Below are 13,257 nucleotides of genomic sequence, written 5' to 3'. Positions count from 1 at the left end.
CCTTGCAAAGCAGAAGAGGCCGGTCTTTAGACTTGGCAAAAACCCCCGGGATCGAAGCTTTCCCAGCCGCTTGCCGATCGTCTATGATCGCACAAATTTCGAACCCGGCCGAATTCGGTCGGATTGAAAGGTTCGGGAATGGAAGATCGCTTCGAATCCCTTCTTCGGAAGATCGCCGATACGCTGGATCGCATAGCGCCGGCCAAGGACGCGACGCCGCCGCGAAACACCGCCGATGCCTTTATCTGGCATGCCGATTCCGGCGAAATGGAGGGGGTGGCGGCCGTTAACCGGGTAGCCATCGATCTCTTGCGCGGAATCGACAGCCAGAAAAAGGCGTTGCTGGAGAACACGCGGCGTTTCGCGCAAGGGTTTCCAGCAAATAACGCGCTTCTGTGGGGAGCAAGAGGAACCGGAAAAAGCTCGCTGGTGAAGGCGGTGCATGCGGCGGTGAACGCGGAGGAGAAAGGCGCGATCGCGCTGGTCGAGGTTCACCGGGAGGAAATCGCTTCCCTGCCGCGCCTCTTGAAGCTTCTCCGCCAGAGCGGACGGCGTTTCATTCTTTTCTGCGATGACCTTTCCTTCGACGGCAAGGACACGGCCTACAAGTCGCTCAAGGCGGTGCTGGAAGGCGGGGTCGAAGGCCGGCCGGAGAATGTCGTCTTTTACGCGACATCGAATCGACGCCACCTGATGCCAAGGGAAATGATCGAGAACGAGCGTTCGATCGAGATTCACGGCGGGGAATCCGTGGACGAAAAAATTTCCCTGTCCGACCGTTTCGGACTGTGGATCGGGTTCCACAACTGCGACCAACCCACCTATCTCGAAATCGTCGAGACCTATGCGAATCGGTACGCCCTAAGCATTGCCCGCGAGAAACTTCACCGCGAGGCCCTGGAATGGTCCGTCACGCGCGGGGCGCGCTCCGGCCGGGTGGCTTGGCAATTCATCCAGGATTTAGCCGGGCGTCTCGGCAAGTCGCTCCGCTAAATCCTGCTTCGGCGCTTCCCGAAGGCTGCGGACGGCGAGGTAGCGCGACGGGTCCACCGCCCGGGCACCCTGCCTGAGCTCGAAGTGCAGTTGCGTCACATCGACATTGCCCGACTTCCCCACCGTTGCCACCTTCTCGCCGCGCTTTACGACATCGCCGCGCTTGACGAGCAAGGCGTCGGCGTGGCCATAAGCCGTCATCCAGCTATCCGCGTGCTTGATGAGCAGAAGGTTCCCGAATCCGCGCAACTCGTTACCGGCATAGACGACGACCCCGTTTTCCGCCGCCCGGACCGGCGTACCCGCCGGTGCCGCAATGTTGATGCCGTCGTTGTGGAGCCCACCCGGTTTCGGGCCAAACCCGGCGATCAGCTTCCCCTCCACCGGCATCAGGAAATTTCTTTGTCCCCGCGGCGGCGGTTGCGGCACATGCTTGGTGGCCACCGCCTGACTTGTTCCCGATGTCGTTTCTTTCCTTGCCCGCGCGGTTTGCACGGGACGAACGCCATCCGGCAACGTCAACTTCTGGCCGACGGCGATCGTATAGGGCGAGCCGATCCCGTTTCGTTGCACGAGTTCCCGCATGTCGACACCGAATTGGCGCGAAATGCCGTAAATCGTGTCCCCCTTCTGGACGGTATAGCTGCGCTGCCCGGGCAACCGCAGTTTCTGGCCGACCTGCAACGCATAGGGAGGGTGAAGACCGTTGGTCTCGATGAGGGCGCGAATTTCAAGGTCGTGGCTGCGGGCGATCCCGTAAACGGTGTCGCCCTTCTGAACGACGACGGTGCCCGGCCCGGAAACGGCCACCGGCCGAGAATCAACCGCCTTGCCGGTAATCCAGGGTTCGCTGCAGCCGGCAATCAAGAAGACCGTCGCGAGCATCGCACCCGGCAAAAAACTTTTTCGCATACGGTTGCGGAGCATCTGCTTCCCCCGTTCGTTCCCATACTAGGTAGCGGTGCCGATGGCTTCAACCCAAAGCCGCCCGCTTGCTAGCGGACCGGCGGCTCGGCGACGAGCGGAACGAAGCGTACGGGCCCGAGGTCTTCCCGTTCGAGGCCGGTTTCCGTCTTGCGTATACGGAGAAGCTGCTGGTCCGCACCGGAAGTCCCGATCGGAATGACGAGCACGCCCTCCGGGCGCAGCTGTTCGAGCAGCGCCGGCGGCACCGCCGTCGCCCCCGCCGTCACGAGGATGCAGTCGAAGGGAGCCTGTTCGGGCCAGCCTTTTGCGCCGTCGCCAAGCCGCGTCGTGACGTTGTGAAGGCCGAGCAAATCAAACCTGGCCTTGGCCCCCTTCAGAAGCTCCGCAAAACGTTCGATCGTATAGACCCGCCGAAACAGCCGCGCGAGCACGGCCGTCTGATAACCAGATCCGGTGCCGACCTCAAGGACCCGCAGGCGTTTTCCGGGCCGCAGCGCCACCGTCATCATGGCGACGACCAGGGGCTGGCTGATCGTCTGGCCGCAGGCGATGGGAAGTGCCGTGTTTTCGTAGGCGTCTTCCTGAAAGGTCGGCGGCACGAAAAGGTCGCGCGGCGTCTGCTCGATGGCCGAAAGCACGACCGTATCCTGGATTCCGGCCTGGCGGAGTTCCATGATCAGACGAACCTGCCGCGGATCAACCCTCAACCAGGCGCTCCTTCAGTTTTTCGACCGTCGGCTCATGCGTGAGATTAAGGCTCAAGGGGCAGACCGAAATCGCCCCTTCCCGAATCGCTTCGAGGTCCGTGCCGGGTGTGTTCTCGGCTGGCCGATAAGTTTCCAAAATCCAGTAGATATCTTCCCCAAAGGGATCGACGTCCTTGCGAATCGCTTCCCCGAACTTGCTGCGTCCCTGACGGGTCGCCCTTACGCCCGTGATCGCGTCCGGAGCCAGGCCGGGAATGTTGACGTTGATCAAGACGTGGGAAGACCATGGGATGGAAACGACCTTGCGAATGATATCCGGCGCGAAGCGTTCCGCCGTTTCCCAATGGATGGGCTTGCTCCTTGCCAGGCTCCATGCGATCGACCGCATACCCAACAGCGTCCCCTCGATCGCCGCCGAGATCGTGCCGGAATAGGTGATGTTCTCGGCCATGTTGTTGCCGGGATTGATGCCAGAAAGGATAAGGTCCGGCTTGCGGTCGGCGAGCAGTTCCTTGTAGCCCAGCAGCACGCAGTCCGTCGGCGTCCCCTCGACCGCGAAGTGACGGGGCGAAACCTCCCTCACATGGATCGGGGTCCGGATGGTGACGGAATGGCCGGCGCCGGTCTTGTCGCGGTCGGGAGCCACCACCCAAACGTCGTCCGAAAGGCCCAGCGCCACCCGTTCCAAGGTTTTAATGCCCGGTGCTTCGATGCCGTCGTCGTTCGTGATGAGGATGCGGGCCTTCTTGAGATCGAGAGGCGATTTAAACATCGGGTGTAATTTCCTCCATCCCATTCATGTAAGGGCGAAGCGCCTTCGGGATCCGGACGCTGCCGTCGGCCTGCTGACCGTTCTCGAGCAGGGCGATCAGGGCGCGGCCGACGGCGACGCCGGAACCGTTCAACGTGTGCAGGAAGCGGGTGCCCTTCCCCACCCTTGGGCGAAACCGCGCCTTCATCCGCCGGGCCTGGAAGTCGCCGCAGTTCGAACAGCTCGAAATCTCGCGGTAACGCCCCTGGCCCGGCAACCAGACCTCGATATCGTAGGTTTTCTGCGCCGAAAAGCCCATGTCGCCGGTCGCAAGAACAACTACCCGGTAGGGCAATTCCAGCCGTTTCAGCACCTCTTCCGCGGCTTGCGTCATCCGCTCGTGTTCGTCCGCCGAGCTGTCCGGGCGGGTGATGCTGACCAGCTCGACCTTCGCGAACTGGTGCTGGCGGATCATGCCGCGGGTGTCCTTCCCCGCCGCTCCCGCCTCCGACCGGAAACAGGGGGTGAGCGCCACATAGCGCATGGGCAGGTTTTCCTCGTCGAGGATGGCGTCCGCCGCGAGATTGGTCAGCGGCACCTCGGCGGTCGGGATCAGCCAGCGACCGTCCGTCGTCCGGAAAAGGTCCTCACCGAATTTCGGCAGCTGCCCGGTGCCGAAGAGAGCTTCTTCGCGGACAAGGACGGGCGGGCTCACCTCGCGGTAGCCGAACTCCTTCGTATGAAGGTCTAGCATGAAGGCGCCGAGCGCGCGTTCGAGGCGGGCGAGCGCCCCTTTCAGCACAACGAAACGCGCCCCTGAAATCTTGGCGGCGCGCTCGAAATCCATCTGGCCAAGTGCTTCGCCAAGTTCAAAATGTTCTTTCGCTTCAAAGGGAAATTCCGGTTTTTTCCCCCAAGCTCTGACTTCCAGATTGGCGCTGGCGTCCGGCCCGTCCGGCACGTCCCCGGCCGGCAGGTTCGGCAAACCCTCAAGGGCGGCCATCACTCGCTGAACAAGCTCGCGTTCTTCCGCTTCTTTTTTCTGCATGTCCGCCTTAAGCGCAGTCATCTCGGCCTCGAGCGCCCGGGTATCCGCCCCCTTCCCCTTGGCCTGCCCGATGGTCTTGGAAGCAGCGTTTCGCCTTTCCCGAAGCTCCTGCAGCGCGGTTTGAGCAGCGCGGTGCTTGGCGTCCAGGGCGAGGATGTCTTTCGCCTGCGGCGCAAGACCGCGGCGGGTCAACCCCCGGTCGAAGGCGTCGGGATGTTCCCGGATCCAAGCTAGGTCGAACATGAAAGGCCGCCGCGCATAGAAGCGCCCACTTTATAGGAGGAGAAGCCCTCGCCGTCCACCGCCAGGCTCAATCGGCCGCGGCTTTGGAATCGCGCTGGCGGCGTCGCCTTTCAACCAGACGAACGGCGACGATCGAAAGCTCGTATAGGGCCAGCATCGGCAGCGCCAGCGCCACCTGGCTGATCACGTCGGGAGGCGTGAGAATGGCAGCCATGATGAAGATGCCGATCATGGCGTATTTCCGCTTCGCCGCCAGCCCGGCCGCGCTAACGGCTCCGACCCTAGCCAGAAGGGTAAGAACAATGGGAAGCTGAAAGCAAAGCCCGAAGGCGAACATCAGCTTCATGACGAGCGAGAGATATTCACTCACCTTCGCCTCAAGCTGGATCGGCAGGCCGTTAACCGCGTTCGGCGTTTCGAAGCTGAGAAAAAACTGCCAAGCCAATGGAATAACGCCGTAATAGGCGAGCATCGCCCCGGCCAGGAACAGGATCGGACTAGCAGTCAGGAACGGCAGAAATACTTTTTTTTCGTGGCGATAAAGACCTGGCGCCACGAAGGCCCAGATTTGCCCGGCGATGACAGGAAAGGAAAGGCAAAGAGCGGCGAAGAAGGCGACCTTCACATAGGTGAGGAAAACCTCCGTCAGGCCGGTGTATATCAGCCGGCGTCCGGTTTGCTCGTCGTAGATTTTTGCCAGAGGCTGCACGAGAAAGCCAAAGATCTGCTCGGCGAAGGCGTAACAGACCACGAAGGCGATCAGAAGGACCGCCACCGACAGAATGAGACGGTTGCGAAGCTCGATCAAATGATCAAACAACGACATCTTCTTCTCGTCATCCGCGCTCATCGCCGGAAAAGTCCTTCGGGGTGGTTCCAGGAACGTCTTCGGGGGCGTTCGGCTCAAGGCGCGGCTTATCCGCCTCGCCGGAGGCGGTTTTCCGCAACGCGTCCAGCTCGGCTTCCTTGGCCATTTCTTCGATGCCGTTTCGGAACTCGCGCACCATCGCACGCGCCTTGCCCGCCCACCGTCCAAGCGCCCGCAGCACGATCGGCAGATCCTTGGGTCCGATCACGATGACCGCCAGAATTGCGATCACCGCCAATTCCGGCCAGCCGATGTCAAACATTCCAGTTATCCCGGTTTAATGGCTTGCCGTTCCGGGGAAAGGGCTCAGGACTTGGAGGCGCCGTTCTTGTTGGTGCCGGCCTTGGTGGAAGATCTCGCGCTCGAGGACTTGTTTTGCCCGATGGCCGCCCCGGCATCGCCGGATTTCCCCTCGCCTTCTTCTTCGTCCTTAAGGCCGGAACGGAAGGTCTTCACCCCCTTCGCAAGGTCGCCCATCACTTTCGGCAGCTTGCCGGCTCCGAAAATGATCAGAACGATCACCAGAATGAGAACAACCTGCCAAACACCGATGCTCATCCAAAAAGCTCCCGATTGAAGCGGTAAAGGGCTTTCGCCTGAAGGCCGCTCCCGATCATGTCAGAAACGCGCACCCCCCGCAACGCCACCCGGACCGGGCGGCAAAGCCTAGTCCGCCTCGTCGAGCGGCGCGACGGCGGCGGCCGTCTTTTCCTCGGCCTCCCCTTCTTCCTCAAGGAGTTCTTCTTCCATGTCGGTCATGTCGGCGTCGGTCTCTTCGTCCGGCGGCAGCAGGCTTTCCTCCGATGCCTGGCCGGCGTAGATCGAAATGGCCGACCGCCGGTCGAGAAGGCCGGCTGCCTTAAGTTCCTCAACGCCGGGAAGATCGTCCCGGCCGCCCAAGTTGAAATGGCTGTAGAAGGCGTCGGCAACCCCCCAGGTCATCGGCCGGCCCGGTGTGCGGCGGCGCCCCATCGGACGGACCCAGCCCGCCTCCAGCAACTGATCCAACGTACCGCGACCCAAGGCGACCCCGCGAATTTCCTCGATTTCGGCGCGCGTCACCGGTGCATGGTAGGCAACGATCGCCAGCGTTTCCATCGCCGCCCGCGACAGCCGGCGTTTTACGATTTTTTCCACCTGCAACATCGGCGCGAGATCGGGCGCCGTGCGGAAAGCCCAGTTGCCCCCCACCTGGACAAGCATCACGCCGCGATTCGCATAGGCCCGGCGCAGCGTCTCCAGCAGCCCATCGAGATCCACGCCGTCCGGCAGGCGGGCGGCAAGCGTCTTATCGTCGAGCGGCTCGGCGGCAGCGAACAAAACCGCTTCGAGGATTCGCAAATTCTGGCTTAAGCCGTCAGTCATTTCGCGTCCGGTGCCTTTCGGATGTAGATGGGCCCAAAATTCCGTTCCTGACGAATCTCGGCCTTGCCGGTGCGGACAAGCTCCAAGCTCGCCGCGAAGGTCGCGGCAATGGCCGAACGCCGCCGCAGGGTGCTGTCGCCTTCCAGAATTTCCGGAAGGTAGCTTGAAAGCGTCTGCCAGTCTGGCATGCCGCCAAGCATGGTGGAAAGACGCTGGAGCGCTTCTTCCATCGTCATCAGCTTCGACGGTTCGATCTGCAGCATCCCGAGCTGACTGCGATCGCGGGTCTCGCCATAACTTTTCAGAAGGTCGTACAGCGAAAAGTCGTAAACGGACTTTCCGATCACCGTGATCCCTTCCGGATCGCCGCGGCCGAAAACGTCCCGACCCAACTGCGGCAGCCCAAAGAGCTGCCGGCTCGCCTCCTGCATCGCCTCGAGACGGCGAAGCTGGAAGGCCAGCGCCTCAGCCATCTCGGCGGCGGTCGGCCCTTCCTCGCCCTCCTCGGGTTCCGGCAGGAGAAGCTTCGACTTGAGGTAGGCAAGCCACGCCGCCATAACTAGGTAATCAGCAGCTATTTCAAGATGTTCCTTGCGAACTCGCATAATAAAGTCGAGGTACTGGTCGGCGAGTTCCAGGATGGAAATCTGGGCAAGGTCGAGCTTCTGTTCCCGCGCCAGCGCAAGCAGAACGTCGATAGGGCCCTCGAAGCCCGTCAGATTGAGGACGAATTGGCCATCCCGATTGACGATCGGTGGCGCTTCGAAGGCGCTGTCGGCACTGTCTAGGATGCTATCCAGTTCCATCAAGCTTCTTTGATACTCAATTCAGCCCGGCAAGGGTGAGAATCATGCGGAATACCGCTTCGGCGGGAACGCGCACGAGCCATGTGAATACGTTTAGATTAACGCCGATCAGCGTGCCAAGCATCGGCAAAATGAAAAGCAGCCCAAGAAGCAGGGGCATCCCCCATCTTTCGAGCTTGGCAAAATGGACGGCAAGCCCATAGGGAAGCAGACCCATGACGACCCGGCCGCCATCCAACGGCGGCAAAGGCAACATATTAAAGACTGCCAATACCAAATTGATAAAAATAGAATTTTCAAGATTATCGGAAAGCCATCCCTGGCCCCCTTCCGGAAACAGTGGCACGAGGTGGAAGCCGAGCGCCGAGAAAAGGGCGAGCAGAAGATTCATCCCCGGCCCGGCCACCGCCACCCAGATCATGTCCCGCTTCGGGGTGCGGAGATTGGCAAAATTGACCGGCACCGGCTTCGCGTAGCCGAACAGAATGGGCGAGCGGACAAGCAGGAGCAGCGCCGGCAGCAGGATCGTTCCGAAGCCATCCACGTGACGGAACGGGTTGAGCGTGACGCGGCCGGCGCGCAGCGCTGTATCGTCGCCGAAGCGAAGCGCCACAAAGCCATGGGCCGCCTCGTGCAGCGTGATGGCAAGCAGGACTGGCACCACCCAGACGGACGCCGTGTAGAGAATCTCCGCCGTGTTCATCCCGATACCCCGCCCATGAGTTCGGCAAACTCGCTTCGCGCCCTATCCAAATTTATCCCTTCCCTTCCCGCGCTCCGCCGCCTTTCGGCGCGGGCAAGCCGGGCAGCCGCCGCCAGATCGAGGGGACCGACAGCAGCCGCGATCTCCGCCATTTCGTCGAGCCGCCCGTTGCAGTGAAGTATGGCATCGCAACCGGCGGCTATGGCTGCCCCGGCGCGCACCGCCAGCGGGCCCCCCAACGCCCCCATCGCGATATCGTCCGTCATCAGGAAGCCATCGAAGCCGATCCGCCGGCGGATAACTTCGCTTACGACGGCGGGGGAAAGCGTTGCCGGTCTTTCGCGGTCGAAGGCGGCATAGACAATATGGGCGGTCATCGCGAGCGGCATATCGGCCAGTTCCCGGAAGGGAAGAAAGTCGGTCGCCACGAGCTCCGCCTCGGAAGCCTCGACGCGGGGAAGCGCCTTGTGGCTGTCGGCCTGGGCGCGGCCATGGCCGGGAATATGCTTCAGGACCGGCAGCACGCCGCCGGCCAGCAAGCCTTCACACAAGGCCCGGCCCAGACTGGAAATCAGGCTCGCATCGTTCCCGAAGGCGCGATCGCCGATGACGGGATCCGCGCCCTCGGCCAGCAGGTCCAGCACCGGCGCGCAGTCGACCGAAATCCCAAGCTCGGCCAGTTCGCCGGCAAGCAGCCGGCCGTTCAGCCAGACGGCTTTCCGCGCGGCCTCGGGCTTCGTTTCCGCAAGCCTGCCGAACCGCGCCATGGCGGGCGCCTCCCGCCAATGGGGAGGCCGCAGCCTTTGCACCCTCCCTCCTTCCTGATCGATCAAGACGGGGGCGGTTTCGCGCCCCACGCAAAGGCGCAGCGCTGAAACCAGAGCGCGGACCTGCCCAGGCTCGGCGCAGTTGCGTTCGAAAAGGATGAAACCCAAGGGGTTCGCCTCCCGGAAGAAGCGGCGCTCTTCTTCGCTAAGGACGGTTCCCCGGCAGCCGAGGATAAGCGCCTTCGGGGGGTTTCGGTCAGGGCCGGACAACCAGACAGCCTATCTTGCGTTGTTGCAGCCGGGTGCAAAGCGCGGTCGCCGCCGCCTCGTCCGCCAGCGGACCGGCCTGCACGCGGAAGAAGGTGCCCCTTTCGCCGAGCTCCGCCCGCTCGACATGAAGGGTGAGCGCGCCCAGAAGGTCGTTTTCCGATTTTTGATGCTGGCTCCAGAAGGCTTGCGCCTCCGCCTCCGACCGCAGGGCGACGAGCTGGACGCGGAAAGGCTTCCCGGCCGGCTCGACCGCCTTCTCGACCGCCTTCTCGGCCGCCTGCGGCGCCGTTTCCTGCGGCGGCTGGGAGGGCTCAATGGCAACGACCTCAGGGGCGGCTTTCTTTTCCGATTCCAGAAGCTGCAGAACCTCGGTCTTAGGTGGGGCTGCCGCCACGGCCGCTTCCGTTTCCACCGCCGCCGCGGGTGGCGCTACGGGCGCCTCCGGCGGCGGTGTCATATGGGTCGTCTCCTGTCTGCCAACCCCTTCCGAAATGCCTTCGTAGACAAGCTTGTCCTGAAACGGGACATCCATGCCGCCGGGCTGTTCGGGGCGCACCTTGACCGGTTCCTTTTCGGCGCGGACGATGGGAATGACGGTCTTCGCCCCGGATTTCACCCCTTCCTCGTAGGCAATCCAGACGACGGCGGCGAACGCGCCAAACGCGACGACGACCAGAAGAAAGCCCAGGAACCCGCCGCGCAGGAAAATGGACCGGCGGGCCGTGGTTGGTTCGTAAGGCTCTCTCCGCGGCATCAGCGCATCTCCTCCACCGGCTCGACCCCGAAAATTTCAAGGCCCGAGGCGATCACGATCGCCAGCGCCGAAACGAGACCGAGGCGGGCGGCGGAAAGTTCGAGATCGTCCAATCTTAGGAATCGCAAATCCGAATCCTCGTTCCCCCGGTTCCACTGGCCGTGAAATTCACCGGCCAGTTCGTAAAGGTAGAAGGCCAGCCGGTGCGGTTCATGGAAGCGCGCCGCCGTCTCCACCTGGCGCGGCCAGTCCGCCATTTTGCGAATGAGAGCAAGCTCGCCGGGTTCGGTCAACCGGCCAAAAGCGGCCCGCGCCAGCGCGATCGGCGAAAGGTCGAGCGAGGGAAACGCCTCCCTGGCATGACGAAGCACGGAATGGGCCCGGGCGTAGGCGTATTGCACATAAAAAACCGGGTTGTCCCGGGTCTGTTCCAGCACTTTCTCGGTATCGAAGTCGAGAGTCACGTCGTTCTTGCGGGTCAGCATGATGAAGCGGACGACGTCCTTGCCGACTTCGTTCACGACGTCGGCAAGCGTGACGAAGACGCCGGACCGTTTCGACATCTTCACCGGAGCCCCGCCTTCGAACAGGTTGACGAGCTGGCACACCTTGACGTCGAGGTCGCCCTTGCCGTCGGTGATCGCCTTCACCGCCGCCTGCATGCGCTTGATGTAGCCGGCGTGGTCCGCGCCCCAGACGTCGATCATGGCGGCAAAGCCGCGCTGGAACTTGTCCAGGTGGTAAGCGATGTCGGAGGCGAAATAGGTCCAGCTGCCGTCGGATTTGCGGAGTGGCCGATCCACATCGTCGCCGAAATCTCTCGAGCGGAACAGCATTTGCGGCCTGGGTTCCCAGTCCTCGGGCACCATACCTTTCGGGGGCTGCAGGATGCCCTCGTAGATGAGGCCGTTCGCCGAGAGCGTCTCGAAGGCGGCCGCAACGCCGCCTTCTTCCACCAGGGCGCGTTCGGACGAAAAGACATCGAACACAATGCCGAGCGCCTTCAAGTCCTCCCGGATCAACGCCAGCATCTCCGCGACGGCGAAGTCGCGGAAGACGGGAAGGCGGTCTTCCGGCGCCGCGTTCACCCATGCGCGGCCGTATTTTTCGGCCAGTTTCTTGCCGACCGGCTTCAGATACTCGCCGGGGTAGGTGGCGTCGAAGGCGTCCGGCGCTACCGCGACGCCCAAGGCCTCGCGGTAGCGGTCATAGGCCGCCCGCCCCAGTTTTTCGACCTGGGCGCCGGCGTCGTTGATGTAATACTCGCGGGTGACGTGATAGCCGACCTTTTCGAGGAGAGTGGCCAGCACGTCGCCGATGACGGCCCCCCGCCCGTGGCCGATATGCAGGGGTCCGGTCGGGTTTGCCGAAACGAACTCGACGTTCACCTTCCCGGCCTGCCCCAGGTTCGAATCCCCATAGGCCGTGCCGGCTTCCAGGACATCCGCCAGGCGGGCGCACCAGAAGGCGTCGCTCAAGCGTAAATTGATGAAGCCGGGGCCGGCAGCCTCGGCCGTTACGACCGCCGGGTGCTCCGCCAAAAGCTTCGCCAGGCGTTCGGCAAGTTCCCGGGGCTTCTTTCCCACCAGCTTGGCCAGCACGAGGGCCGCGTTGGTCGAGACGTCGCCATGGGCGGCCTCGCGCGGCGGCTCGATGACAACCTTCGTCGCATCAAGGTCGGGCGGCAGCTCGCCCGCCACCGCCAATTCCTCAACTATATTGAGAACTTCTGCCTGAAAATATTTGAAAAGATTCATAATGGATTCGCGTAGATATCGAAGAGCCGGCGGTGCTCCTCCAGCGCATAGCGGTCCGTCATGCCGGCCACGTAATCAAGGACAAGCTGGGCACGACCTGTCCGGTCGAGGGGCTTCGCCTCCGCCTCCCATTCCGTAGGCAGGCATTCCGGCTCGTCGAGGAGATGGCCGAACAGCTCCTTCACGACACGGCGGGCCTTGCTCGCCATACGGTTTACCTTGTAGTGGCGGTACATCCGTCGCATCAGGAATTCCTTGAGCTTCCGGTTCTCGTTGGCGACCTTCTCGGAGAAAGCGACGACCGGGAAACCAAGCGCCCGGACAGCCCCGGCGCTTTCCGGCTTCGCCTGGGCAAGGCGGCCTTCCGTCTCGCGGATCAGGTCCTGCACCATGTGGTTGATCAGACGGCGGATCGTCTCGGGGATCAGCCGGCGGATCTCGATCGCCGGATAGCGCGCCCGCACCTCGGCGACCAGAGGGCCGACGAGGGGAAGTGCCGCCACCTCTTCCACCGTGAAGAAGCCCGCCCGCAGGCCATCATCGAGGTCGTGGCTGTGATAGGCGATGTCGTCGGAAAGGGATGCGACCTGGGCTTCCGTGGAAGGAAAACTTCCGATCCCGAGGTCGTGGCGAAGGACGTATTCAAGAATGCCGGCCGGCACCTTCTTCGACGACGCCACCTGCGGCCCGGTAAGCGGACCGTTGTGCTTGACGACCCCTTCCAGGGTCTCCCAAGTGAGATTGAGGCCATCGAATTCCGCGTAGCGCCGCTCGAGCTTGGTCAGGATGCGAAGCGTATGGGCGTTGTGATCGAAACCGCCGAATTCCGCCATCGCATCGTTCAGTCCGGTTTCGCCGGCATGGCCGAAGGGGGGATGGCCAAGGTCATGGGCGAGCGCCAGCGCCTCGGCCATATCCTCGTTCAGGGAAAGCGCGCGCGCGATGGCGCGGGCGATCTGGGCCACTTCGAGGGTATGGGTGAGACGGGTCCGGTAGTTGTCGCCCTCGTGGTAAACGAAGACTTGCGTCTTGTATTTGAGGCGGCGGAAGGCCGTGGAATGGATGACCCGGTCGCGGTCGCGTTGAAAGACCGTCCGCATGGTGCTTTCCGGCTCCGCGTAAAGCCGGCCACGGCTCGCGTTCGGATCGCAGGCGTAAGGGGCAAGCGTTCCCATGGCCGGGACACTACTCGGAAGCAACACCACCGCGCAACGGGCGGCTTGCCGTTTCCCGTCGCCAAGCCGCTCTGGGGAACCGATTAAAAACATTGATTAAATCCGGAAAGCCCCCCACATCCA

15 protein-coding genes are annotated in these 13,257 nt (G+C 62.7%); 1 reads left to right on the top strand and 14 read right to left on the bottom strand.

What is annotated here, in order from left to right; translation table 11 throughout:
- The first annotated feature begins 138 nt into the window (after positions 1-138).
- Positions 139-993, top strand: a complete 855-nt coding sequence (locus AB1781_01640) for an ATP-binding protein (GenBank protein MEW5703278.1) — start codon at positions 139-141, stop codon at positions 991-993.
- On the opposite strand, the gene AB1781_01635 is transcribed toward AB1781_01640, so the two are convergent.
- The 14 genes from AB1781_01635 to AB1781_01570 form a co-directional block, all read right to left on the bottom strand.
- Positions 961-1,920 (bottom strand): M23 family metallopeptidase, encoded by a 960-nt coding sequence (locus tag AB1781_01635; protein ID MEW5703277.1) that lies wholly within the window; start codon positions 1,918-1,920, stop codon positions 961-963. The two genes, AB1781_01640 and AB1781_01635, sit on opposite strands and share 33 nt — an antisense overlap.
- A gap of 68 nt (positions 1,921-1,988) precedes the next feature.
- Entirely contained in the window at positions 1,989-2,627 is a 639-nt protein-coding gene (locus AB1781_01630) for a protein-L-isoaspartate(D-aspartate) O-methyltransferase (GenBank protein ID MEW5703276.1), read from the bottom strand.
- The gene (gene surE / locus AB1781_01625; protein MEW5703275.1) at positions 2,617-3,399 is read right to left on the bottom strand and encodes a 5'/3'-nucleotidase SurE; all 783 of its coding nucleotides are present in this window, start codon (positions 3,397-3,399) and stop codon (positions 2,617-2,619) included. Before surE ends, AB1781_01630 begins: the two co-directional genes overlap by 11 nt.
- Positions 3,392-4,669 (bottom strand): serine--tRNA ligase, encoded by a 1,278-nt coding sequence (serS, locus tag AB1781_01620; protein ID MEW5703274.1) that lies wholly within the window; start codon positions 4,667-4,669, stop codon positions 3,392-3,394. The genes surE and serS overlap by 8 nt, the downstream gene beginning before the upstream one ends.
- Positions 4,670-4,736: 67 nt before the next feature.
- A complete protein-coding gene (gene tatC / locus AB1781_01615) occupies positions 4,737-5,519 on the bottom strand; it encodes a twin-arginine translocase subunit TatC (GenBank protein MEW5703273.1) in 783 nt (260 codons plus the stop codon).
- A complete protein-coding gene (tatB, locus tag AB1781_01610) occupies positions 5,506-5,799 on the bottom strand; it encodes a Sec-independent protein translocase protein TatB (GenBank protein MEW5703272.1) in 294 nt (97 codons plus the stop codon). The genes tatC and tatB overlap by 14 nt, the downstream gene beginning before the upstream one ends.
- A 44-nt stretch (positions 5,800-5,843) precedes the next feature.
- Entirely contained in the window at positions 5,844-6,095 is a 252-nt protein-coding gene (gene tatA, locus AB1781_01605; GenBank protein MEW5703271.1) for a twin-arginine translocase TatA/TatE family subunit, read from the bottom strand.
- A 108-nt stretch (positions 6,096-6,203) separates the two neighbouring features.
- Positions 6,204-6,902, bottom strand: a complete 699-nt coding sequence (gene scpB, locus AB1781_01600; protein ID MEW5703270.1) for an SMC-Scp complex subunit ScpB — start codon at positions 6,900-6,902, stop codon at positions 6,204-6,206.
- Positions 6,899-7,708, bottom strand: coding sequence for a ScpA family protein (locus AB1781_01595; GenBank protein ID MEW5703269.1), 810 nt, complete (start codon positions 7,706-7,708; stop codon positions 6,899-6,901). The genes scpB and AB1781_01595 overlap by 4 nt, the downstream gene beginning before the upstream one ends.
- Positions 7,709-7,724: 16 nt before the next feature.
- Positions 7,725-8,411 carry a site-2 protease family protein gene (locus tag AB1781_01590; GenBank protein ID MEW5703268.1) on the bottom strand — a complete coding sequence of 229 codons (687 nt, stop codon included), beginning with the start codon at positions 8,409-8,411 and terminating at the stop codon, positions 7,725-7,727.
- Positions 8,408-9,448, bottom strand: coding sequence for a beta-N-acetylhexosaminidase (nagZ, locus tag AB1781_01585; GenBank protein MEW5703267.1), 1,041 nt, complete (start codon positions 9,446-9,448; stop codon positions 8,408-8,410). The genes AB1781_01590 and nagZ overlap by 4 nt, the downstream gene beginning before the upstream one ends.
- A complete protein-coding gene (locus tag AB1781_01580; protein ID MEW5703266.1) occupies positions 9,435-10,202 on the bottom strand; it encodes an SPOR domain-containing protein in 768 nt (255 codons plus the stop codon). The genes nagZ and AB1781_01580 overlap by 14 nt, the downstream gene beginning before the upstream one ends.
- Positions 10,202-11,959: an arginine--tRNA ligase gene (gene argS / locus AB1781_01575; protein ID MEW5703265.1), complete on the bottom strand. Its 1,758-nt coding sequence runs from the start codon at positions 11,957-11,959 to the stop codon at positions 10,202-10,204. Before argS ends, AB1781_01580 begins: the two co-directional genes overlap by 1 nt.
- Complete coding sequence (locus AB1781_01570; protein MEW5703264.1) at positions 11,956-13,134, bottom strand: deoxyguanosinetriphosphate triphosphohydrolase; 1,179 nt, start codon at positions 13,132-13,134, stop codon at positions 11,956-11,958. The genes argS and AB1781_01570 overlap by 4 nt, the downstream gene beginning before the upstream one ends.
- Positions 13,135-13,257 lie beyond the last annotated feature (123 nt).

Source organism: Pseudomonadota bacterium, assembly GCA_040752895.1.
In the GTDB taxonomy this organism is placed as follows: domain Bacteria; phylum Pseudomonadota; class Alphaproteobacteria.
Note: the sequence above shows the minus strand (reverse complement) of the source record. Positions and strands in the feature narration are given on the sequence as shown.